Raw genomic sequence first — 24372 nt, forward strand, 5'->3', positions numbered from 1 at the left:
CGGCCTTTCGTGTTATAATACTCAAGCAGATCCAATGGATTTGCCATGGCGCGGGGTGGAGCAGCCCGGTAGCTCGTCAGGCTCATAACCTGAAGGCCGCAGGTTCAAATCCTGCCCCCGCAACCAATCCTTCCATGATCAAACACACAATACCCAAAAACCCGCCTCATGGCGGGCTTTTGCGTTTACGGGGTGGCCGGGAAGATCCAGTAGGCGACCAGGATCCCTCAGTTCGGACCGCTGAAGCGTGGGAATTCGCCACCGTGCTCCACGGAAACGCTTCCCCACGAACCATAGATATTTTGCCTTCGCGGCAGACAGCCGAGGAAGTTCGTGAGCAGCCTGAGCGCATACGCGAAAGCTCGAAATTACTTCACTCCTAACGATTAAAGCATGTCGCGCAAAAGTGTGCAGCGGTTTTGCGCTAATGACATGCGTAAAAACAAAGACCTAAAGCGCGAGGAGCAAATCTGAAAGATCGCGACCCGCTTTAGGCCCGAGATCGTTGACGCTGTTTGTAACATTCGAACCGAGGCCTGTTGCCTCTCGGTTGTTTTCACAGCCACCCGCCTGCAAAACCTGCTTTCCTCAATCCCACCACGATTGGCCGGCAGCGACGCATGATGCTCCACAGCAACCCGCTCCTGTAGTTCTCGATCATCAGAACGACGGGACCTTGATCGATTCCAAAGTGATAGGGACTGACCCATCGTCCGGTGTCACTGTTTTTCACGGCATAGGTTTGGTTGAAAGACGGCTTGAAGCCATAAAGTCGCGTCATGCCAAGATCCATGCGTGCGAAGTTCCAAAGTGTCGGTATGACTATCTCTGGCGCAAAGGGTAGAGAGGCAACAACTGCCCATGGTGATACCGTTCCATCGTCCGGCCCGTATGGCGCGCCGCGAGCGATGTAGTCGAAGAACTCCACCTCTACCCCCCCAACGTTTCGCTTGGTCCAGCCCGGTCCGTCGCTTGCGGTGAAACCCCAGCAATGCTCGCCGTATCCGGCGAAATTCTTGGGATTGCGGATCGCATATTCCTGCTGGACGAATGTCGCGTGGCGACTGTTCTGGAAATAGTCGCTGTCGTGCTCTCTCATAAATTCGTCACGGATGCCACGAAAGTCGATCCACATATGCGAAAGCTGATGGGTAAACAGCGGTCCGGAGTAGAGCAGTTCGCGTCCGTAGATGTTACGCCATTCATAGCTGGCGGTGTAGGCCGCATAGGATTCAAAGGGCAACGGATGGGTCGGTGACCCGAGGCCCAGAATATAGAGAAGCAATCCCTCGTCGTAACCGCGCCAGCGGTAGGGGATAAAACCGATTTCCGGCCGCCAGCCGTGGGTCAAGGTGAGGCCGTGATCACAAGCCCAATCCCAGTCAGCGCGCTCGTAAAGTGCATTGGCCAGGCGGCGAACTTCAGCCTCTTCCACGGAATCGCCATCAAAATAGGCGGCAACGGTCAATGCTCCGGCAAACAGGAACGCGGAGTCGATCGTCGACAGCTCGCATTGCCAAACGCGTCGTCCGGTTTCGATGTCAAGGAAATGGTAGAAAAAGCCCTTGTATCCCGTTGCATCGGGCTCAGGTCCTTGTGGACTATCCAGCAAGAACTTCAATCGCATGCGTGCGATCTTCACCGCGAACTCTCGAATGATGATGCCACGCTCCACGAGAACGGGAATGGTTGCGAGAGCCATGCCTATCGCGGCAATGCTCGCAGGCGCGTCCGGCTGCGTCTTGTCGCGGACAAGGCCGTTGTCCGGATTCGTGCAGTGAAGATAGTAGAGCAGGGTCGTGAACTGCAGACGAGCCAGGTCCTCCTCGGCCGGCATCCTGTTCAGTTCGGGATCCGTCGAGAGCTGCTCTGTCATGGCGAACCAAGGATAGTGCGGACATCATGACGGCGGCCGTCATCTGACAGCGTTATCGTGCTTCCATCGATCCCTTTGCCATCCACGACAAACGAAAGCAGGCTGTGCCCCGGCCCGCTCTTGTTGTCCACATGGATTTTATGGGTTGCTGATCCGTGCTCGAAATCGAGCTCGTAGCCCGGCCAATCCGCCGGATTGCAGGGATCGACCGAAAGAAACTGACCTTCTCTTCGAATGCCGAGAATAGCCTCAAGTTTGGCAAAGGCCGGATGCGCACTGTCGGCACGACGGTTGTTCAGGCAGATTTCGCTATAGCTTGTCAGTTCGAGCTCTTTTGCCTTTGAGCCAAGATTGGAAATTCGAAGCAGGCGCACTTCCGCATCGCAATCTGTCACGACGCATATCGAACTCCGAATATCAATGTCTTCGGTAGAGCAGCGGAGTTCCGCTCGATCACTTTGAAAGGAGTGTTCGTAGATGCAGTCTGTCCGATGGATCGGCTGCCCGCCGACTGACCAGATCTTGTTGTCCGCAAGATCCCTGACGTAGCAGAATTGCCCCCAGCAATCGCGCGTGCCATCCTCGCGCCAGCGAGTCACGTCGAGGTCGAACCGGGATGCGTAGCCCGCGCCTGCCTCGGTGACGAGAGTGCGACCGTTGGAGAGCAAGCCTACCTCTGGAAGCATGCCCATACGGTCATGGCTTCCTTCGGCGTCGTGAGCGCCAACATCCTTGTTTGATCGCATCATAAACGGATCCTTCAAACTAGATCGGTCCCGCGGAGCGATTGATTGGAAAGCCCGCCAATGTCTTCAGGCGTTGTCGCCTTCGGTGGAGGTTGATTTCGGTGCCTTCGTCGTGCCCCTTGTTCCCCATTTCCAGCCGCTGATCGACGGCATGTCATCGCCGTATTTCTCGATGTACTCCTTGTGTTCAAGCAGCTTCATCTGAATGGCCTGTTTGAAGTAGGCGGCGCGGGCACCCAGTTGCGGCAACCGGTCGATGACGTCTGCGACAAGGCTGAACCGATCGAGTTCATTAAGAACCACCATGTCGAAGGGCGTGGTTGTGGTGCCTTCTTCCTTGTAGCCGCGGACATGCAGGTTGCCGTGGTTCGTCCTCCGATAGGTCAGCCGGTGGATCAGCCAGGGATAGCCGTGGAACGCGAAGATGATGGGCTTGTTCTTGGTGAACAGGCCGTCGAAATCCGCATCGGACAGCCCGTGTGGATGTTCCTTGGCCGGCTGCAGCTTCATCAGGTTGACGACATTGATGACCCGCACCTTGATCTCGGGAAGATGCTCACGGATCAATTGGACCGCGGCCAGCGTCTCGACGGTCGGAACGTCGCCACAGCAGGCCATCACCACGTCCGGCTCGCTGCCCTTGTCATTGCTGGCCCATTCCCAGATGCCAATACCCATGCTGCAATGCCTGACGGCCTCGGACATCGTCAGCCATTGCGGCGCGGGTTGCTTTCCTGCAACCACCACGTTGACGTAGTTGCGACTGCGCAGGCAATGATCCGTGACCGACAGCAGTGTGTTGGCATCCGGTGGCAGGTAGACCCGCACCACCTCCGCCTTCTTGTTGACGACATGATCGATGAACCCGGGGTCTTGATGGCTGAAGCCGTTGTGATCCTGGCGCCAGACATGAGAACTCAAAAAGTAGTTCAGTGACGCGATCGGCCTTCGCCACGGGATTTCATTGCATACTTTCAGCCATTTGGCGTGCTGGTTGAACATCGAGTCGATGATGTGGATGAAGGCTTCGTAGCAGGAGAAGAAGCCGTGACGACCCGTCAGAAGGTAGCCTTCCAGCCAGCCCTGGCACTGGTGCTCGCTCAGCACTTCCATGACACGGCCATCAGGCGAGAGATGGTCGTCCTCCGGATAGATCTCGGCCATGTAACAACGGTTGGTGACCTCGAGCACGTCCTGCCAGCGGTTGGAATTGTTTTCATCTGGACTGAAGAGGCGGAAATTTTCGGTTTCGAGGTTCAGCTTCATTACGTCGCGCAGGAATGTTCCCATGACGCGCGCCGCCTCGGCCGTCGTTTCGCCGGGACTCGGAACATCGATCGCGTAGTCCCGGAAATCCGGCATCTTGAGATCGCGCATCACGAGCCCGCCATTGGCATGGGGGTTATTGCTCATCCGGCGCTGCCCGGTCGGAGCCAGTGCCGCCAGTTCGGGCTTGAACCGGCCGGAATCGTCGAACAGCTCCTCGGGACGATAGCTCTTCATCCATTGCTCGAGGATCCGGATGTGTTCGGGCTTGTCCATGTCGCCCATCGGAACCTGGTGCGACCGCCAGTAGCCCTCGGACTTCTTCCCATCTATCTCCGCCGGGCATGTCCACCCCTTTGGCGTTCGAAAGACGATCATCGGCCAGGCGGGGCGCTTCAGGTTGCCGTTCGCTCGCGCATCTGCCCAGATGTTGCGGATCTCGGCAACGGCCGTGTCGAGCACAGAAGCCAGCTCCCGGTGGACCTTGTCGGGATCATGCCCCTCGACGAAATAGGGCTTGTAACCCATGCCCTCGAAGAACTTCCGCAGTTCCTCTTTCGGGATTCTGGCAAGGAAGCACGGGTTGGCGATTTTGTATCCGTTGAGATGGAGGATCGGCAGAACGCAGCCGTCGCGCGCCGGGTTCAGGAACTTGTTGCCTTGCCAGCCGGTCGCCAGTGGCCCGGTCTCGGCTTCGCCGTCACCGACGACGCAGGCAACGATCATGTCGGGATTGTCGAAGGCGGCGCCATAGGCGTGGCTGAGCGCATATCCGAGCTCACCGCCCTCATGAATGCTGCCCGGCGTTTCCGGAGCAACATGGCTTGGAATGCCGCCCGGGAAGCTGAACTGCTTGAACAGCCGCCGCATGCCCTCCGTATCCTTGCTAATGTTCGGATAGAACTCGCTGTAGGTGCCCTCCAGATAGGCATGGGCGACCAGTGACGGCCCTCCATGACCAGGACCGATCACGTAGATCATGTTCAGGTCATCGCGCTTGATCACCCTATTCAGGTGCACATAGAGCATGTTGAGGCCGGGCGACGTGCCCCAGTGGCCGAGCAGCCGCGGCTTTACGTGCTCGCGCTTCAACGGCTCCTTCAGCAAAGGATTGTCCAGGAGGTATATCTGGCCGACCGAAAGGTAGTTCGAAGCGCGCCAATAGGCATCCAGCAGACGAAGTTCTTGTGCTGAAATCGCACTTGGTGGCGGGGGACCGCCCGACACAGTTTCGTTCATTGCTGCCATCTCAGTCGAACCCATCTCAACCTCCCGATCAAACTGACATTTGCCAACCCGTAGATCTATGCAGCTCGCTCCGACGCTCTCCGGTTATGAAAGGGGAATGACGACGCGACCATCGATTTTGCCCGCTTCCATGCGGTGGAATATGTCGTTGATGTTTTCCAAGCTGTCCCAGGAAAAATGAGGCGTAACCTTGCCCTCCGCCGCGAACTGCAGGGACTCGTCCAAATCCTGGCGCGTGCCAACGATTGATCCACGCACGGTGATGCGTTTCAGAACCGTTTCAAAGACGGGTAGTGCGATTTTCCCAGGCGGCAAGCCGACGAGGACCATCGTGCCCTTTGACCGCATGAACCCGAAAGCCTGCTCCATTGCCGGCGGTGAGACCGCCGTCACCAGTACTCCATGAACGCCGCCATTTGTGGCAGCTTGTACCTGCGCGACCGCATCTACAGCCTTGGCGTTTATCGTGATATCCGCGCCGAGTTGCTTTGCCAACGCCAGCTTGTCTTCGAAAATGTCGGCAGCAACAACGTTCATGCCCATCGCCTTAGCATACTGAACGGCCATGTGGCCCAAGCCTCCCACGCCCGAAATCGCCACCCATTCACCGGGGCGCACCTCTGATTCCTTGAGGCCTTTGTAAACGGTCACCCCGGCGCACAGCACCGGAGCGGCGGGACCGAAATCCAACCCGTTTGGCAAATTGCCGACGAAATCAGGATCAGCCAGCCCGAACTCGGCGAAGGTTCCATTCACCGAATATCCAGTGTTGGACTGAGACGCGCAAAGCGTTTCCCAACCGGTTCGGCAATGGGGGCAGTAGCCGCACGCGGCATGGAGCCAAGGCACGCCGACTCGGTCGCCCTCCTTTACCCGCTTCACGCCCGCTCCTACCGCAGCGACAAAGCCGGCACCTTCATGTCCAGGTATGAACGGCGGGGAGGGCTTCACTGGCCAGTCGCCATTGGCCGCATGCAGATCGGTGTGGCATACACCAGTCGCTTCGTATTTCACGAGAATCTGACCGCTTCGCGGACTTGGGATCTCCATCTCTTCGATAACTAGCGGTGCGCGGAACTGTCGAACGACGGCCGCGTTCATGAGCTTTACCATGCGATGCCTCCGTCGGAATATGCCAGCTCCGACAGTCCGGAGCGGCAGTAGGCCTCTATATCGGCAATGCAGTGCTGATCAGCTATCCGGGGCGGTGAAGTGCTCGACTATTCCCCTGACCCCATGAACACCTTCTGCGAGAACCCGCGCCGCTCTTCGGCATTCGGTGGTCTCGACGTTCCCCCAGATGTGCACGATCCCGTCGGTAACCGTCACGCTTAGATCCAAACCTTCCAGTCCGGTGTTTTCTCCGAACCGTGTGACGATACTGCGTTGGATGCCCTCATCCCCTCCACCAGTTTCGTCTTGCCGCGCCACCAGAATTGCCTGAAGCAGGTCTGCGCGACTAACTATGCCGACCAGCTCGCGACCTCTCACGACAGGAATTCGCTTGATGCTCCGCTCGTGCATGAGCTTCGCAACGCGCGCCAGCGAGGCTTCCTCGTCAATGGTGAGAGGATCCGGGGTCATTGCATCACCGACCCGCCACGAGGTGCGCCTGACATAGGCGTTGGCTCGAGCTTCCGATGGCAATGCCATTTCCTCAAGCGAGGCTATCGCTCCAGATACCAACTCCGTTCTGCGGATCAGATCCCCTTCGCTGAGGACACCCAGCAAATGCCCTTCGTCATCAACGACTGGGACGCCGCTGACGTGGTTATCAAGCATGATTTTTGCCGCCTGCCTGACACTGTTGTCAGGCGACACCTTGATAATTTTGACGGCCATTACATCTTTGACGAGCATTCGGCTCCAACTCCTGCATGGACCTCAGGGCGGCGATACGAATTGAGCTAGCTGTAGGCTCGGTAACCGTTTATCGCCCATGGGCAAAGTTGCAGACAGGCGGCATCAGATAACTCCCTACGGGTATCTGGCAAGGTGTATGTTCCCGTAACATACGTGCAGTGGCTGGAAGGAGACGATAAACCGTCACAATGGGTTACTAGGATGGCTTCGGTCGCCGGCTTGTCCTGCACGCCGTCGGGTTTTTCCCGTTCAATTGCGGCTGCCGCAAAGCGGGGCTGGCAAGAAGCAATGTGGGTGCGCTCGCGGCGCTCCCGGCATGTCGCCTGCAGACACGCAGCTTAGCCGGCGCGCCATCCGATTGCCCGAAAACGGCGAGGATCGCACCGGACCGGCAGGTCCAGAACTCAGGATCACGACCCGATATCGGCGGCTGCGATAGAAGCTGTTCTAATGGGGGTTTTCATGACGGATACAGCAGGCATTGTACCGCCGGAGGCGCACCGGAAATATGAACAGCTCGTCGCGCGCGCCAAGCAGGCTCCGCGGATGAACACGGTCATCGTTCACCCCTGCGACGAAGCATCTCTGCGCGGCGCCGTCGAGGCTGCCGAGGAGGGGCTGATCACGCCCATACTCGTCGGTCCCGCCCAGAAGATTGAGGCGGTGGCCGAGGCACACCATCTCGATATCGCAGCCTATGAGATCGTGGACGTTACCCACAGCGATGCCGCCGCAGCTCGCGGAGTTGAGCTGATCCGCGAGGCGAAAGGCGAGCTTCTGATGAAGGGCAGCCTGCACACCGACGAGTTGATGCGTGCCGTGACCGCGTCAGCCACGGGATTGCGGACTGCCCGCCGGATCAGCCACGTCTTCGTCATGGACGTGCCGACCTATTCGGAGCCGCTGTTCATCACGGATGCAGCTATCAATATCGAACCGGACCTCGATGCGAAGCGCGATATCGTCCAGAATGCCATCGACCTGTTTACCCAGGTTGGCCTCGGCAAGCCGCGGGTGGCGATCCTGTCGGCCGTCGAAACGGTAACCTCGAAGATCCCTTCCACCATCGAGGCGGCCGCGCTTTGCAAGATGGCGGAGCGCGGGCAGATCACCGGCGGGCTGCTCGATGGGCCGCTCGCCTTCGACAATGCCATCGACCCCGAAGCTGCGCGGATAAAAGCTATCCATTCGCCGGTGGCAGGCAAGGCGCAGATTCTTGTCGTGCCCAATCTGGAAGCCGGCAATATGCTGGCGAAGAACCTTACATTTCTGGCGCGCGCAGACGCTGCTGGCATCGTGCTCGGCGCCAGGGTGCCGATCATCCTCACGTCCCGTGCCGATTCCGTGCGGACCCGCCTTGCTTCCTGTGCGGTGGCAGTCCTGCTCGCCGAAGCGCGCCGCCGAATGGCGACCATATCGGGTGCATAGTGTGATGGATGTCATTCTCGTCGTAAATGCCGGATCCTCCAGCCTCAAATTCGAGGTCTTTTCGGTCGAAGGTGGCCTTTCAAAACTTTTGAAAGGGCAGATGGAAGGCGTGGGTACCGCCCCGCGTTTACGCATCAAGGGCACCGGCTCAGAGATGCTTGCGGATCATCAGCACAGCCCGAGCGAAGTTCCCGACCTGCCGGCCGCCATGCGGCTCGTCGGGGACTGGCTGCGAGAACGACATCAAGATCGGCTTGTCGCGGTTGGTCACCGGGTTGTGCACGGCGGCCCGGATTATGATCGGGCGGTGCTCATCGATAAAACGGTGCTCGCGGATCTGGAGCGTTATGTGCCGCTCGCCCCGCTGCATCAGCCGAACAATCTGGCGCCGATCCGCGCGATCCGGCAGCGGCGTCCGGATTTGCCGCAGGTCGCCTGCTTCGATACATCCTTCCATCGCGGCCACAGTGCGGTTGCAGATCACTATGCCATTCCTGAACGGTTCTATGCCGAAGGCGTCAGGCGCTACGGCTTTCACGGGCTCTCCTATGAATATGTGGCAAATCGCCTGCGCGAACTTGCACCGGAGATCGCCGGTGGCCGCATTGTCGTCGCCCATCTCGGCAGCGGCGCCTCGATGTGCGCGCTGCTCGGTGGTCACAGTGTGGAAAGCACATTTGGCTTCACTGCTCTCGACGGGCTGCCGATGGGCACGCGTTGCGGTCAGATCGATCCCGGCGTCATCCTCTATCTTCTAGACCAGAAGGGCATGAAGCCCGACGGTGTGCGGGACCTGCTCTACAAGGAGTCGGGGCTCATGGGCCTTTCCGGCGTGAGCAATGATGTACGTGCGCTCCTGGAAAGCCTGCAATCGTCTGCGGCCTTCGCGCTGGAGCACTTCGTCCATCGCATCGGCTTGCATGCCGGCATGCTGGCAGCAGCCCTTGGCGGCATCGATGCCTTTGTCTTCACTGCCGGCATCGGCGAAAACTCGCCCGAGATGAGGAAGAGGATCGTTGCGAAACTCGAATGGCTGGGGGCGAAGCTGGATCCGGAAAGGAACGCCAAAGGAGATCTGCTGATCTCGACGCCAGATAGCAGGCTGCGGGTCTATGTGGTGCCTACGGACGAAGAACTGATGATCGCCCGCCATACGCTAGCTACGACCCGGACCTAGAATGGAATGTCCAACAGCGGCAATGGCGGCATGGAGGAAGTGCGGCAGCACTCGCCCACCATGAGCAATTAGGAATTGCCTAGTTGATCGATCCAGATCCAGGATCCGTCGGCATGATATTCGAGAACTGCATCATAGCCGCTGCGCGCTGCATCGGGCTCCGCGAAGTTGATGCATGCGACCGATCTTTCCGCCAGAAGCCCGAGGATCTGATTCAGCAGTTCCTGCCCGAACATGACCTCGCCCTTCTCCATCAGGACATAGTGCGGCTCGGCCACGAGCGCTCCCGCGATAGCCAGAAGGTGCTGCTCGCGTGGCGACAGCAGTGTCGCCCAGTTCTGTTCCTTGTCGATTTCCCCGGCATCCATGGCGCGTCCAAGACCGAGCTCTTTCAGCAATCGAAGGATTTGCTCTTCCGAGACGTCCCCGGATCGATCCGGCGGTACGAGGATCTGGCGCAACGTGCCGGGAGCAACATAGGGGCGCTGGGGAATGAAATGGATCAAATCCCGCCTTGGACGGTTGATGCGTCCGTTGCCTGATATATTGATCCCCGCTGTGGCCCGGAACAAAGCAATGCCTGCGGCGTCTTCATCGCCGACGACAAGCAATCGCGTGCCGAGCGGGATCGACGTTGACAGCTCTCGCAGCAAAGGCACATCCGAGGGTGCCGTCAGGGTCACATCCTCATAGGCAAGTTGCTCTCCGTTTTCGGTGAACTCAATCCCGGATTCTGCGGGTTCTTGCGCCTCCTCTATGGCGTCCAGCAGAGAGCTGATGCGGGCCACCACGGCGGCGAAATTGGAAATCGAATGGAACTGGCTGACGATGAACGAGAATGCGCCGACCAGCGTCGCAAACGCTGCAGCCGACTGCGTGATGACGCCGAATTCCATGTCGCCATTCATGAAGACTGGAGCAATGATGACGACCGGAATGATCTGTATCATCCAGTTATAGCCGGTGGTGAAGAAGCCGACATTGCGATTGATGAGTATTATTCTCCTGAAATTGCTGGCGAGCTGATCGAACTGTTTGATCAGGAATCTGGCGTGGCGCTCCTCTCCGCCTGCGATCATGACGGATTCCGCGTTTTCCCGCATATGGATCAGGCTGGAGCGGAAGGCCGCTTCGGAGTCGAGCTGGTTGTAGTTCAGGTCCATCAACGGTCGGCCGAGCGCGATCGTCATGTAGGAGCCAAATGCCGCATAGACGACTGCAGCAATGAACAGCAGCGGACTGATCAACCACAGCACACCTGAAAAGGTCAAAATGGTCAACCCGCTGTTCAACAGCATCAGCACGAAGGAAAGCGTGGCAATGGTAAACGCCTTGATGTCGTCTGCGATTCTCTGGTCCGGGTGTGAGAGCTTGCCTGATATGCCGACCCGATAAAAGGTGCCGTCGCTCATGTAAAGCCCGATGGCGCGATGTGTCAGGAATCCCCTCCAGAGCAGAGCAAGACGTTCCTCCGCAAAACGCGCGATCACCGAGACAATCGTCGAGGCGCCAAATACCCCAGTATAAAGCAACGCCTGGCGGACGAATTCGGCAGTTTGCTTTTCGGCAATGGCGGTCATGAAATGTCGCCCAACAAAGCTGTTGAGGACATTCAGTGCGCTGATGCCGCAGAAGAGCGTTACCAAGCCAAGGAGGAGCAGTTTTGCTCTTCCGCCGACATGCGAAGTCATGAAGATTTTCACCGCGTAGGAAAACCTGGCCACGGTTACCTTGAGCGGAGTGTATTGCTGGCTCATGCTCTTCCTCCACAACTACATATCTGCGGCGGATGCAGCTATCGGCATCGTAACCACGGCCGAAGGCGGTTCATCGATCGAGATTCGCGATCGTCAATCCGGCCTTACGCAGTCCTTCCACACGGCGGTTAAAGTCCTCGGGGTTTCGGAAGGGAAGGACGCGGCGGCGGCGCTCGACGGAAAAATTGGGATTGATCTGGAGTGCCTTTTCCCACGCGCGTCGGCACTCCTCCGGCCGGCCGAGGTGGCCGTAGCATGACGCCAGCAGGGCATAGGCGGTTTCCGATTGGGAGTTTTGTTGGAGCCGCAGCTCGATCGCGACGATCGCTTGCTCATATTCACCGAGAGAAAAGCGCGCGTCAGCGAGAAATTGGAAAAGAATTTCCGGATGATGTGGGTCAAGCCGCATCGATGCATCGAGTTTTTCCAAGGCGCCTTCGGGATCGCCGGAGAATATCTGGATATGGGCCATCAGCATCAGGAGCTCGGCGGAATTGGGAGAAAGCGCCAGGCCTCGCAGCACTTCTGCCCGGGCCCGGTCCAGTTCGCGGTTCCACATGCAGGCCATGCCCAGCGCGAAGTGGCTATTGGGTTGTTCTTCCGCCATTTGCACTGCCTGCTGCGCGAGATCCAGCCCGATCTGCAGCGAAGCCTCCGGATCGTCGCTCCAGGCGTTGACGTAGTCGAGCACATGCGTGAAGGAAATGAGGGCTTGGGCCGCCGCGTAGTCCGGATCGATGGCTATAGCGTCTGCAGCCAGGCTGCGGGCGGCTCTATTTCCGGCTCGGGTATGGGCCGACGCCTGCTCACGGCCACGCAATAACAACTCGTAAGCGCCGACGTCGACTGCGCGCCCCTGGCCCAAACGGTCCTGGTCGCCATGGGTGAGGTTCAGCTTGAGCGCTGTCACGATCTCCTGTGTTAGTTCATCCTGAACCGCAAAAATGTCGGTAAGGTCGCGGTCGAACCGGCTGGCCCAGATATGTCCGCCATTGCTGGCGTCGATCAATTGGGCGGTAACACGCACGCGGTTGCCAGCCTTGCGCACGCTGCCTTCAAGGACATAGCGGACACCAAGAGCCTTGGCCATCTCAGGCACGGAAGCTGTCACGTTCTTGTAGATGAAGGATGAATTGCGGGCGATCACGTGCAATTCGGACAACTTCGAGAGGTCGGTGATGATGTCCTCGCTGATCCCGTCGGAGAAATATTCCTGTTCGGCGTCGCCGCTCATGTTGTTGAACGCCAGTACGGCGATGGCGGGCTTGTCATGAACGGCTGCGGCCCATGTCGGTTTCATCGGGGTCGGCTCTCCCGGCTGCCATGCCGGAAGCGGCTTTGAGACAGTTCCGATCTGAAGCAAATAGGCCCGCATCGGCTCCGCGATATTCTTGAGAGGGATTTTGCCGAGATCGGTCACGGCACATTCAAGCCGCGTTTTCACCTGGCGATAGGCATCTTCGGAGAGACAGATGGCGCCGGGCTGGGCAATTCCCTCCAGCCGTGCGGCGATATTGACGCCGTCGCCCATCAAATCGCCGTCGCTCTCCTCGACGACATCCCCCAGATGGATACCGACCCGGAACTCGATGCGATTCTCGGGGGACACGCCGATATTTCGCTCGACCATGGCAGTCTGCACTTCGATCGCGCAGCGCACGGCGTCGACGACGCTGCGAAACTCGATGAGGCTTCCATCTCCGGTACGCTTGACCACACGGCCATTGTGTACGGCAATGGTCGGATCGACCAGATCGCTGCGCAACGTTCGCAGCCGCGCCAGGATGCGATCCTCGTCCGCACCGGCGAGGCGGCTGTAGCCGACCACATCCGCGACCAGGATCGCCGCCAGTTTTCGCGTCACGCTCGTAGCCTCAGTTCCCTATCGGACCAAAATAACACAATGCGGCCGGCAACGTCGCCAAATCCTGATTGCCTTTGCTGCGGGTCTCGTGATGAGTTCGTTTGAGGTGGAGATGGTCGGGTAAGCTTGTGCGCTGACAGCGGCTAATGTTCGTCTTTGAGAGTGAAGGCGAGCACGTAGTCGCCGACGTCCGTCGAATATGGCGCTCCACCAACGGATATCAGGACATACTGCTTTCCGGTTTTAGGTGAGACATAGGTCATGGGCGTGGCGCTCGAGCCGACCGGCAGGGGATATTTCCAGAGTTCCGAGCCGTTCTCGGCGTCATAGGCGCGGATATAATAGTCCTGAAAGCCGGCGAAGAAGACGACACCGCCGGCAGTCGCCGACGTGCCGGCATAACTCGGCAGGCCCATCGGCATCGGCAGATTGGTTTTGATCTTAAACGGCCCTAGTTCTTCGGCGGTCCCGGCCGGAACCTGCCATGCGATCTTACGGGTGTTCAGATCCACTGCCGTGACGGTGCCGAAAGGCGGCTGCGTGCAGGGAACCCGGAGCCTCGAGGTCCACATTTCGGTAGCCATACCATATGGTGTACCGCGCTGCGGGGCGGAGGGGCCATGCGCGGTCGTGGTGAGGGCAAAATCGACATACTCTGCGCGTGGGATGAGTGCGAAGAGACTGGGCACGCGGATATCGTTTATGAAGACCCGGTTGTTCGGCAGATCAACCGATACGCTTCCCCAGTTGAGGCCGCCCAGATTTCCCGGCTGCTGGATTGCATAGTGCGGGCCGATCGGGGTGAAATCGCCATCGTAGCGCATCTTTCGGAAGGCGATGCGGCATGCCAGTTGATCGAACATCGTCAGGCCCCAGGCCGTCTGCTCCGTCACCCGCTCGGCACCGATTGTCGGCATGCCGACGGAATAGGGCTGTGTCGGAGACAGCTTCTCCCCCGGCGCGCCGCCGCCCTGCGGCACCGGATTCTCCTGAACCTCGGCAAGCGGTGCGCCGGTCTGCCGGTTGAGCAGGAAAAGCTGCCCGCGTTTGGTGGTCTGCAGGAGAGCAGGCATTGTGGCGCCATTGCCATCAGGCAGGTCGATCAAAACCGGTTGGGCCGGGAGGTCATAGTCCCAGAGGTCGTGATGCACGGTCTGGAACTTCCATTTCTCTCGTCCCGTCGTGACATCGAGCGCTACCAGTGTGGCATTGTATCGATCGGCGAAGGCCGGGCGATTGACGCCGTAGTAATCCGGGGTGGTATTGCCGAGCGGTGCATAGATGAGCCCAAGCTTGTCGTCGAATGCGGCCGTCGTCCACATGTTGGGCGTGGCCCGCGTATAAGTCTGGCCCTTCGGCGGGAGTTTGGTGATCTCAGGATTGCCGAGATCCCACGCCCATTCGAGCTCGCCGGTGACGACATTGAAGGCGCGGATGACGCCCGAGGGTTCGCCGACCTCCTGATTGTCCATGACCCAGCCTCCGACGACGATCAGATTGCGGGCAATCAGCGGCGCTGATGTTTGGAAATAATAACCTGTCTTGACTTCGCCCATGCCCTGGGAGAGCTGCACGGTGCCATTGTCTCCGAAGCCTTTACAGGGCGCGCCGGTCCTGCTGTCGATCTCGAGGAGGCGGGCATCAATCGTTGTCTGCACCAGACGCTCATTGCAAAGACCGTCGGCAGATGGGGCCTCCTGGGGCATCTTATAGTAACCGAGGCCGCGGCAGCGCTGCCAGTAAGGCGCCGTTGCCTTGGGGTCGAAGGTCCAGCGGGGTTTGCCGGTATCTGCATCGAGCGCTGCGATCACATCCGTCGGCGTGCAGCTATAGATCGTATCGCCGATCTGCAGAGGCGTGTTCTGATCGGCGCCTTCTCCTTTTCCTGTGCGATATGTCCAGGCAAGGTCTAGCTTGGCAACATTGCCGCGATTGATCTGATCGAACGGCGAGTAGCGATCTCCTGCCGTGCTGCGGCCATAGGATGTCCAGTCGGAGGGAGCATTGTCGCCTTTGGCGATTTTGTAGGCGGGGATGTCGGCGGAGGGGCGGATCAGCCCATGCGGCGTGAAAGCAAGGCTAAAGCCCGCAACGAACAGGACGACGGCAAGCAGGGTGCCGCCATAGAAAAGTTTCCGGTTGGCGGCTGGCAAAAGCGAGGGCGCAAAAAGAAGTGCAAAGCCCGCCAGTGCAATGGGAGACATCAAACGTGCAAAAAGTGCCCAAAAATTGAGACCCGACTCCCAAAGTGCCCAGGGAAGGGTGAAAACGGCAACAAGAAAGACGATGAATGCGCCTGACGCTTTCCGGCGCCATAGCAGGAGCGCTGCAATCAGATAGGCAATCCCGACGATCGCGTAATAGGGCGAGCCGCCGAGGCTGAGCAGCACGGCGCCGCCTCCCATCAAGCCCAACCCGATAAAGGCGAGAACAATACAGAATAGGGTGGCCAGAAATTTCATCGTTTCCTCATCCAATCCGCCGCCCGATCGCCTGGATTTAAAATCTGACCGTCGCATGGCACCTCGGGAAGCACAGGGCCATTGGGTTGATGGTCAGCTATCTCGTCTTTAGGAGAGGGGAGCTCTCTCGTTCAATTTTTCCTGGTGTACCTCTGGTCACTGACACGCGGCTCCGATCTGGCAATGATGCCGCCGCCGCTCTGCGGCAACAGCTTGCCATTCCAAATCGAGTAATATTTCTGAAAGGGGCACAGATGTTTCTCGGCGAAAAGCTTGATCTAGCGAACGGGCGACCGGCAGGATTCGACTATATGCGATTACTGTTAGCCTTTTCAGTGCTTTGGATACATACGGCCCGCGTCACCTACGGCGATGACCTCTTCCTCTGGGAGTCGCCCTTCCGTCCTGTCATCAAATCAGTGCTCCCGATGTTCTTTGTCTTGAGTGGATTCCTGGTGGCCGGCAGTCTTGAACGGTCGAAGACATTAATCTCATTTCTCGGTAACCGATTTATCCGGATCTACCCTGCTCTTGCGGTGGAGGTATTGCTGGCTGCCTTTATACTCGGAGCCATCTATACAGAGTATGACCTGCGTGACTATTTCACCGACCCACAGTTCTTTACCTATCTGCTGAATGTCACAGGGCACATTCACTTCAATCTTCCAGGGGTATTCCTGGATAATCCCGACGCCGCGATGGTGAACGGGCAGCTCTGGACTGTACCCTTCGAGCTCGAGTGTTATGCTGTGATCGCCGCCCTGTTTCTGCTTGGCGTGGTCAGGCGGCGCGTGATCGCCCTTATCGCAACGCCGGCTTTGATCGTAAGCTTCGGTATCGCAAGGTATTGGAAACATGAAAGTGATTGGGCGACGATGCCCACGACCGCATCGGGCAATCTGCTTATTTGCGCTTTTCTCGTGGGGGTGACTTTCTATCTCTACAAGGACAAGGTTCTTTGGGACGTGAGAATTTTCCTTGCCTCTGTGGCAATGATATTCTGGGCCTACTGGTTCACCTCCTTTGGGGATTTCGTAGCCATTCCAGCCATGGGATATGTCACGGTTTTCCTCGGCCTGACCTCGCCCCGCAAGCTTGGCGTTTTGCGCGGGGCCGACTACTCCTACGGCGTCTTCCTCTATGGATATCCCATCCAACAAGCGTTCGTAGCGCTCGGGCCTTGGGCGCATAACTGGTTGTTGAATGGCATTGTCTGCAGCATCGTTGCGACTTGCTTTGCTGCCTTCTCCTGGATATTCATCGAAAAGCCGGCGTTGAAATTGAGGAAACAAGTCACTTGGCTTGAAAACCTCAGTCTCCAACGCGGCGCAAAACGGCAATTGGCGGCTGCAGTCTCGAAATAGACTTATCGATGCCGGTCGCGAGACTGGCAACTTTATCGCCGGTGCTTAACCTGCAAAAGACATCAGCAGGGCTCACCAATCACCGGCGGGCCCTGTTTCGTTGTAACGTGGTCGACCGCCACGGGGGGAGCGTCCGATCCCGTCGTGAAAGCCGAGCTTGGAGCAGGCTTGCTGCAGATCACTGACGTCGTCGTCATCTCATGCTGGGTTGACAGGCGCTGTTTGGATCATCGCGGGCGCATAAGTGCCCATACGCAAGCTTATGTTCAGATTTATCTTTTTGGAACAATCGAACGAATGTTCAGTTAGGCGCTGGAACGTCGCGGCAGCACCGCGGCGCCTCGTTACTAATCCGATACCTAAACCTTCCTGCGTGCTCCAAGCATCTTTTGATTTTGGACGATGGATGCCCTGTCTGAGGAATAGCCAAATATTCTTCGCGTAGTTGATCGGGTTGCTAGGCGGTTCTTAGCAATATTTTAACAGTAATAGATAAAATACTTTGATCGGACTTCGTTTCGACTTTGAGTTTTGTCATGTCATTGAGGGCAGACGGCGGCTTGAAGGAGGCGTGAAGAGAGGAGCAGTATAAATGCTGAAGAGCACGCTCATCGTGGTTTCCATCTCCATCGCCGCCGGAGCGACCATTCGCGCCTGGGCTTTTGCAATCTTTGCATTTCTGCTGGTCGCTGCCCTGGGTGCTGTGATCCTGCTGAAAGGCTCCTCTTTTTCCGAAGCGATCGCCTACTCGCTCGAAGCGCTTGTATTGATGGAAATATGTTATCTGGCGGGTCTATTCGCCTACTCATTGTGGGTGCATATCCAAAAGCGGCGGAAAAAGGACTCTATCACCGAGCGCTCACAAGTGACCGGCAAGCCTCCCCACGGATAATGCAATGGCTGAGCAGGCAGGATGCGCCTCTGTGTGGTATCTCAGCCGTCCGGAACGAAGGCAACGTCCACAAAAAATGACGATTTGCGCCCACCAGAACAGGATGGTTTAAGGCTGCCTGTCTGCCTAAAATCCTGTTTTTAATCAGATATTTTGCACATTATTTCGTCCGAAAACCGCTTACGCTTTTCGGCGGGGAAAACGGAAATACTCTACCAGTCCACTTTCGGCAGCAAGGCGTGCCGGGAAAGCAGTGCCGACAGAGTTTTTGCCATGATCATGAAATCCAATGTGAGCGTCCATTTGCTCAGATACTCGACGTCGAGGCAAACGCTATTCTGATAGTTGGCGCGCTCGCCGGTCTGCCACTGACCGATCAGACCAGGACGGACCGCGATGTAAGCATAGGCATGTTCGCCGTATCGCGGCAGCTCTTCTTTGCTAACGGCGCGGGGTCCGACAAGGCTCATTTGCCCAAGCAGCACGTTGATCACTTTAGGAAGCTTGTCGAGGCTCGATCGCGTCAGGATGTCGCCGAGAACAGTCACATGCGGGCTGGCCGCTGCGTCAGCTCTCGTCGTCCGAAACTTGAGGCAACCGAACTCTTTTCCCCTATAGCCAATCCGCCGATGGGAATTGAGAATGGGGCCCCTATCGCTTAGCGTTATGATGAGTGCTACCGACAGAAGGAGCGGCGACAGAAGAAATAAGAGAGACGCCGCAATGGTGATGTCCAATGCGCGCTTCAGAATCCTGCTGATCGTATCGGATTTGGACGAGTTGAATGGATACCCTTCCTGTCGTCCCCTGGTGTAGTCCCGCCAAGGATCGTTTCGGTTGATACCCTGATTTTTTCCCGCCATCCGCGTCTCCGTTGGGCGAAGCCCAGAAATTACAGCGAAAGCTTGTTCTAATATAGGCTTGATGTCTGTGACCGAGGTCATAATGGTGAACAAATTCTTTATCTCCGAAGGTGTATTTGTGCATATTTAAAATACTGTTTGCACATCCGGTTAAGTAAACAAAATGTTATTAGTATTAATTGGTGGTAATGGGATTAATCGTCTGTCGCGCCGATTTGTCGTGTAATTGAGAAATTGTCATGGATCGTACAAAATCCAACCATAGCTTACGATCATGGCAGTTTATGGAATTCAGTATAGATCTTTATCTATATAAATGTGAGCATTCGTCATAGTTTATGTATAATTTCGACAGGATATCTTTATACTATCGTTATTCTACTTTCTAAGTTAACGTATTTCCAATGTCGCCGACGATAATAACGAATTAATCTGCGTGGAGTTGTGTGTATGGACGGGGCGATTAGCATCAGAGATAACAAGACTAAAGGAGGCGCGTCGCGAATAGAGGAGGCGGTTACTTCAGGGCCTGTAGGTATTATATACGGTGGGCGGGGGGATCTGGATCATGAATTCCCGTTTTGCCGTTCGAGTGTCCGAAAGTTTCGCCGCGGTGAGGTGATTGCCAGCGCCGGTGTCGTCGTCGACATATTCGCCCGCGTTCAGCACGGAATGGTGAGTGCAAGCACCCCGCTTGCAGATGGACGAGAGTTCATCGTGGAAATCGTTCCAAAAGGCGGCCTGATCGGCGAACTGGCGGTACTGCGCAAGCAGTCCCTCAGCCTGGAATATCGGGCCTCGTCCGACTGCGAACTGCATTATTTCGACGGTCGGTTGCTGCGGGACTTATGTGCAAACGATCCGCAATTCCAGGTGAAGCTTCTGTCGAAGGCGCTGGCGCGTGTTTCCGAACTCGAACTGCGGATCATTTCCAATGCGGGATCGAGCCTAAGGCAGAGACTGGCCGGGACGCTGCTGCGCCTTTCTGCCGTGTACAAAGTGGATGCGCAAAATAGCGGAGATGAGCTGATTATCTCCCAACATGAGCTGGCGGCGACGCTGCCGGCGTCGCGCGAAAAGGTCAACCAGTGTCTGCGGCGTTTGCGCGAGAGCAAAGTGGTCGACGGCACGCATGGCAAAATCCGCATTCTCAATCGGAAGGCGTTGGAGGCTTATGCCGAGGGTGCGGCGCACCTCGCTTGAGACGGCGCCGCGAGCACTTCCGGGGGATATGCATCTAGGTGACCTGCATCAGACTTCGCTCTCGGAGGCATTTCTCCAGTATTTCCAGCCTTCACCCTGGATGAGCCCGTGATCGGAGAGGTCCTTCCAGCTTCTGTAGGTCCCGGTATCGGCACAGACGAAGGCATCCACATTATTGCTCGAGGAATATACGGCATATTCCTCCGTATGTTGGGACCGGTGCGCCGCATCGGCAACCTTGTGCACGAAGGTCGACAGGAACTTAAAATGCAGAAGCGCGCCAGATACGCCGAGTGCGCCGCTCATGTCGCCCAAATTCAGGGAGAGCGGCCAGACCTGGTGGGATGATTTCAGAAAAAGACGTTCACCCCCGACATAGACAAGGGGTATCTTGTTGAGCGCAGGGCCATCCCAGAGCCGGTTGTTGAAATAGACCCGCCCGCGAACGCCGCCCTTGATCCAAATCGTCCAGTTGCGTTTGTCGAAATGCGCGACATAACCGGACCGGTCGAAGAGATTGCAGACTTCGAGCGGATTTCGACCGGGTTCACATATGTTTTCGAGAACGGGATGGGGGCTGTACATGTCGATCATCACCGAGCGGAGGGAATGGCCGCCCATGGAATCGATATAGGCGGTCAATTGATCGATCGGCCGTGTGTCGCAATGGGGATAGACCAGGAACTCGTCTGCATCGACATAGAGAACCCATTTCTCCCGACAGTGACGATTGATGACTTCGTTGATCCAGTCGTTTCCGAATCTCGCAGCCTTGTAGGACCCGTGGGCAGAAAGAAGTGAGACATCGTCGAAGCTGGACAGCAGCTCGACCGTGCCATCGGTCGAGCCGTTGTCGATGCAGATAAAATGCTCGAAGCCGAGATCACGATAATATTGCAGGAAGAATGCCAGCCGGTGCACCTCGTCGCGGATGACGCAGATGACGACGTGACGTGCCTGCGTGAGCCCATCGCGCAGCAGGTCATAGCGAACCTGCCGGGCCTTGAGCGACCGGCGCAGGCGGGCTTTTGCGTAATGCGAGATACTGGCGACGGAAGCCCTATAACTCATATTCTGTCCTGAACATTATCTATCCTGGTATGAATAGATGAATACTTGCGCGCGCGCCTGCAATCCAAAGCTCGACCGGCGATGCTGAGATCGGTCACGCCGACATTCACCTCTGGACGAACCAACGATGGGTCCTCATACAGCGTAGTCGCCAACCAGCAGCTTTTGGACCCGCGGATCAGATCCGTCTTTCTCAATTGCATGTTCGATGCGCGCTCGTATCGACCGGTACTTATACAGGATCTTACGATCGAAGCTTATTCCGCGATACAACGAGTTGTAAATCGGATGGGCTTTGCGAAGGTCGACGTAAACTTGGCTTTCCTTGTCGGTCCATGGAAAGAAGGTTCCGTGCCACGGCTTCGGATGCGCCATGTAATGCACGATCGCCAAGGAGGACATATTGACGAGATGAAGGAACTGCTTGGGAAAGTTCCAGCGGTTCGATACGAGGATCAGCGATGCGCCACAGACATAATTCAATGCGCCCTGATCGTGTTTGCCCTCGCAGGCCTCAGGATTTTTAGCAAAAAGCTCAAGCGCCTCCTGCCCGATCCAGCCACTGCGATGGAATTTCAGGACTCCCGCGTTGAAATAGTGGCTGCTCTTTCCAGTGTCGAGGAAATCATGGATCGCCGTGTAATCGCGCGCCGCGAAAAACCTGCCTTCGGGCACAGCGGCGTTTTCGAGCCTGCCGAGATCGCTGACGATCTGCGTATCCCCATCAAGGTAGATGATCTGGGTATAGTTGGCAGGCAGAATCTCGCAAAGCACCAACTTGGCCATCGTGCTGACGCTGATGCGTCCCCGGAAATGCGCCCCGTCGAGCTTGCCGAGCGAATCGTGCAGCGCTCCGGTCACATCCATCAAGTCGACCCCGCTCGTGGCGAGCAGGGCTTTCAATTCTACGAAATTATCGAGATGTTCCGACATGAGAACGCAGACATCAGTCGCGGGGCTTGCGAATTTGCGAGCCTGAAGCGCCGAGAGAATAGTCGGAAATGAATACTCGACATCCGTGACGTAGACGACGCACTGATTGTTCATGCCATCACCCTTCCGATTGTGCGCGATACAAATGAACCGGCATTGTCTTTCCAGTCGAGAGAACAGTTGTGAATTGAGCCGACGGGTCTGTCATATGAAGGCCCCGTTCGGTATATATAGCCCGCGTCCAGTCCGGTGGTGACCGAATCGGATCTGTCCGCCGGCGGCTTTTGTGTGATCATTGTTGAGATATTCACCATGAAGAGTGCCTTGCCTGTCACAAGGCTGTGTTTCGACATCTTGTTTCGCGGACCAACGATTGGTGCTGGGAGCCGTGTCGGCATGCAGAAGGAATGGGGATTGCGATGCTGATCACCACACTCGTGGCAGCTGTGATTTCGATCGTTGCCGGGGCTTCCATCCGTGCCTGGGGCTTCGCAATTTTTGCATTCCTCGTGGCAATCGGATTCGGCAGCGTGGCTTTCGCCGATGGGTCTTCCGTGATTGCGGCGGTCCTCTCCGGTATTGCTATCCTCATACTGATGGAAATTGGCTATGTGGCAGGCGTATTCGTGTCGGGGCTTTTGCGGCGTAGTGCCAGGTTGCGGGAAAATAATTCGGTCGCAGACAACGTCGCGACCAGCCGCGAGCGCCCGCAAGGCTGATGTTGATACAGACCTCTCAGCATATCCGTCTGCGGCGCGCTTTGTAGGAGCGCCTTTGGCCGACGGGCTCCTTCTCGTGCTGCGGCGGAGTTCGAGCGCGGGCATCATCGTGATGAAAACATCGGCGCTCTCATCAGAGATGTCGATGTCTCCCGTGGGGTTCGGTTGGCAAGCGACAGGGCTGCGCGTCGCGGTGAGATATTGGTTGGTGCCAGGCACCCGGCAGCCAGACCCGCCGTGGTGCTGAACAGCAGGCCGAGATCGGTGCCGCTTCCTGATATCGCCGCCGAGGCGACCTGGGCGATGCATGCCATAATCGCGGCATTTCCGATCGCGTGGGTTTCCCGATCGCCTGATATGCGCCGGCCGGAAGCCCTTAAAAGGCTGCACAGGAAAGTGGCGAAGAGAAGAGTGCCGGTTAATCCGACATTGGAAAGCAATGCAGCGATAAAACTCGAGGCTCGAACCGTGCCGAGCCCGGCGCCGAAGGTGGCGGTATCAACGAATGCGATCAATGCCAGCGTGTTCCAGGCGGTCCGTTCTTCGCCGGATTGCGATTGGAGCTTGTCCGACAAGGTGGTGTTCACCAGGCCGGCAATGGAATCCCACGCATCGGGGACGAGGCTGAGTGCAACGATGGCACAGGGAATCAAGAACAGCGTAATCACCAGGAGTGTCACGTGCGGGGTCGTTGCCGGGCCGCCGATCAGTCGTTTCAGGCAGAACAGCACGAACAAGCTGACAACGAAGATGCCGGCGATGTAGGCGGTTGTTGACGTGCAAAGCACGATCGTCGGGCCGATGAAAAGCGTTGCAAGTCCCGCCATGCGGCTTTGAACACGCTCCAGCCAGAGCATCAGCGTGAAGGAAAAATAGGCCAGCGCGACCGCGCCATAGGTGCTCGCTTCGGGAAAGGAACCGACGATGCGCTTGAACCCGCTGATCGTCTCGGCCGTATGCATCGTATAATTCGCATTCCTGATGACATCGAGCAGGTAGGACTGGCCGGTCAGGAAGGTTCCGATATCGATAAGCGCCAATGCAAAACATACTAGCGACGCCACGATCAGTTGTTGTGCAATGAAACGGGCATATCCGAGCCTGGTAAGCCCCGAGACGACGGCAAAGCAGGCGAGGTCGCCAAGCAGATAGACGGACTGGCTGAGATTGGACGAGCCTGGAGCCAGCGGAGCAGCCACTGTCGACATCATCCCCGAAACGTCTCGTGCAGAGGAGTAGACGAGGGTCGCGCCGGCAAAGATGCGGGGCAAGAAGAACGACGATGCCACGGAAAACAGGATGTAGCTGGCAAACCAGAAGCCAGGGCCTGGATAGGCGATGCTGGCCAGTACCGTCTGCGTTTGAGCCGGGCGCAGCAGGGCGGCCAGAACGAGAAAGAGCACCAAAAGATGGCTTGGCTGGATGCTGCTGCCGCCGAGCGCGGGCAATTGGAGAGCCGCTGCGGCTCCTAGCAGCGTCGACAGGCAGAGGGTCGTAAGAGCAAAGCGCGCGCCGTTGATCATGCCGAGCACACCAAGCAGCAGAACGATGAAACCGATCGGTTCTATCGACATGCTTCAGATCCTGATCCGGAGGGTAAGCGGCCAAGACCCCGCTTTTGCCGACAACCGGCATCCGTC

The 24372-nt window shown here is 57.3% G+C and carries 18 protein-coding genes and 1 tRNA gene; 7 read left to right on the plus strand and 12 right to left on the minus strand.

Translation table 11 applies throughout. From position 1 onward, the window contains the following. Window positions 1-49 precede the first annotated feature (49 nt). Window positions 50-126 (plus strand) — tRNA-Met (locus HJB84_RS17965). A 430-nt stretch (window positions 127-556) separates the two neighbouring features. Here the strand turns inward: HJB84_RS17965 and HJB84_RS17970 are convergent. The 5 genes from HJB84_RS17970 to HJB84_RS17990 form a co-directional block, all read right to left on the minus strand. After that, a complete protein-coding gene (locus HJB84_RS17970) occupies window positions 557-1876 on the minus strand; it encodes a glucoamylase family protein (protein ID WP_221116511.1) in 1320 nt (439 codons plus the stop codon). Further along, window positions 1873-2625 (minus strand): hypothetical protein, encoded by a 753-nt coding sequence (locus tag HJB84_RS34120; RefSeq protein WP_259671115.1) that lies wholly within the window; start codon window positions 2623-2625, stop codon window positions 1873-1875. The genes HJB84_RS17970 and HJB84_RS34120 overlap by 4 nt, the downstream gene beginning before the upstream one ends. 63 nt (window positions 2626-2688) lie before the next feature. Then, complete coding sequence (locus tag HJB84_RS17980; RefSeq protein WP_221116512.1) at window positions 2689-5151, minus strand: phosphoketolase family protein; 2463 nt, start codon at window positions 5149-5151, stop codon at window positions 2689-2691. Between the two features lie 69 nt (window positions 5152-5220). Further along, window positions 5221-6249, minus strand: coding sequence for an alcohol dehydrogenase AdhP (adhP, locus tag HJB84_RS17985; RefSeq protein WP_221116513.1), 1029 nt, complete (start codon window positions 6247-6249; stop codon window positions 5221-5223). A gap of 78 nt (window positions 6250-6327) precedes the next feature. Continuing rightward, complete coding sequence (locus HJB84_RS17990; protein WP_221116514.1) at window positions 6328-6996, minus strand: CBS domain-containing protein; 669 nt, start codon at window positions 6994-6996, stop codon at window positions 6328-6330. Window positions 6997-7461: 465 nt separating this feature from the next. On the opposite strand from HJB84_RS17990, the gene HJB84_RS17995 reads away from it, so the two are divergent. Further along, window positions 7462-8427, plus strand: coding sequence for a phosphate acetyltransferase (locus tag HJB84_RS17995; protein WP_221116515.1), 966 nt, complete (start codon window positions 7462-7464; stop codon window positions 8425-8427). 4 nt (window positions 8428-8431) lie between these two features. Beyond that, entirely contained in the window at window positions 8432-9604 is a 1173-nt protein-coding gene (locus HJB84_RS18000; protein WP_221116516.1) for an acetate/propionate family kinase, read from the plus strand. Between the two features lie 68 nt (window positions 9605-9672). Here HJB84_RS18000 and HJB84_RS18005 read toward each other — a convergent pair whose 3' ends face one another. From HJB84_RS18005 to HJB84_RS18015, 3 genes are all read right to left on the minus strand, one after another. Further along, the gene (locus HJB84_RS18005; RefSeq protein ID WP_221116517.1) at window positions 9673-11361 is read right to left on the minus strand and encodes an ABC transporter ATP-binding protein/permease; all 1689 of its coding nucleotides are present in this window, start codon (window positions 11359-11361) and stop codon (window positions 9673-9675) included. Window positions 11362-11431: 70 nt separating this feature from the next. Next, a complete protein-coding gene (locus HJB84_RS18010) occupies window positions 11432-13225 on the minus strand; it encodes an adenylate/guanylate cyclase domain-containing protein (protein ID WP_221116518.1) in 1794 nt (597 codons plus the stop codon). Between the two features lie 143 nt (window positions 13226-13368). After that, complete coding sequence (locus HJB84_RS18015) at window positions 13369-15687, minus strand: membrane-bound PQQ-dependent dehydrogenase, glucose/quinate/shikimate family (RefSeq protein WP_221116519.1); 2319 nt, start codon at window positions 15685-15687, stop codon at window positions 13369-13371. Between the two features lie 254 nt (window positions 15688-15941). Between HJB84_RS18015 and HJB84_RS18020 the strand changes: the two genes are divergently transcribed. Together HJB84_RS18020 and HJB84_RS18025 are read left to right on the plus strand one after the other, a co-directional pair. Then, the gene (locus tag HJB84_RS18020; protein ID WP_221116574.1) at window positions 15942-17051 is read left to right on the plus strand and encodes an acyltransferase; all 1110 of its coding nucleotides are present in this window, start codon (window positions 15942-15944) and stop codon (window positions 17049-17051) included. Window positions 17052-17643: 592 nt separating this feature from the next. Continuing rightward, a complete protein-coding gene (locus HJB84_RS18025; protein WP_221116520.1) occupies window positions 17644-17943 on the plus strand; it encodes a hypothetical protein in 300 nt (99 codons plus the stop codon). 212 nt (window positions 17944-18155) lie between these two features. On the opposite strand, the gene HJB84_RS18030 is transcribed toward HJB84_RS18025, so the two are convergent. Next, window positions 18156-18806, minus strand: coding sequence for a sugar transferase (locus HJB84_RS18030; RefSeq protein ID WP_221116521.1), 651 nt, complete (start codon window positions 18804-18806; stop codon window positions 18156-18158). A gap of 450 nt (window positions 18807-19256) precedes the next feature. On the opposite strand from HJB84_RS18030, the gene HJB84_RS18035 reads away from it, so the two are divergent. After that, on the plus strand, window positions 19257-20009 hold the full coding sequence (locus HJB84_RS18035) for a Crp/Fnr family transcriptional regulator (RefSeq protein WP_207581607.1): 753 nt from the start codon (window positions 19257-19259) through the stop codon (window positions 20007-20009). A 48-nt stretch (window positions 20010-20057) separates the two neighbouring features. On the opposite strand, the gene HJB84_RS18040 is transcribed toward HJB84_RS18035, so the two are convergent. Together HJB84_RS18040 and HJB84_RS18045 are read right to left on the minus strand one after the other, a co-directional pair. Further along, the gene (locus HJB84_RS18040) at window positions 20058-21080 is read right to left on the minus strand and encodes a glycosyltransferase family 2 protein (RefSeq protein ID WP_207581606.1); all 1023 of its coding nucleotides are present in this window, start codon (window positions 21078-21080) and stop codon (window positions 20058-20060) included. 135 nt (window positions 21081-21215) lie between these two features. Next, entirely contained in the window at window positions 21216-22127 is a 912-nt protein-coding gene (locus HJB84_RS18045) for a glycosyltransferase (protein WP_221116522.1), read from the minus strand. Between the two features lie 305 nt (window positions 22128-22432). Here HJB84_RS18045 and HJB84_RS18050 point away from each other — a divergent pair, with 305 nt between their 5' ends. Beyond that, on the plus strand, window positions 22433-22732 hold the full coding sequence (locus HJB84_RS18050; protein ID WP_246762687.1) for a hypothetical protein: 300 nt from the start codon (window positions 22433-22435) through the stop codon (window positions 22730-22732). 104 nt (window positions 22733-22836) lie between these two features. Here HJB84_RS18050 and HJB84_RS18055 read toward each other — a convergent pair whose 3' ends face one another. Further along, complete coding sequence (locus tag HJB84_RS18055; protein WP_221116523.1) at window positions 22837-24306, minus strand: hypothetical protein; 1470 nt, start codon at window positions 24304-24306, stop codon at window positions 22837-22839. Between the last annotated feature and the right edge of the window lie 66 nt (window positions 24307-24372).

The sequence above is a fragment of the Rhizobium sp. NZLR1b genome (assembly GCF_019685155.1).
GTDB lineage: Bacteria > Pseudomonadota > Alphaproteobacteria > Rhizobiales > Rhizobiaceae > Rhizobium.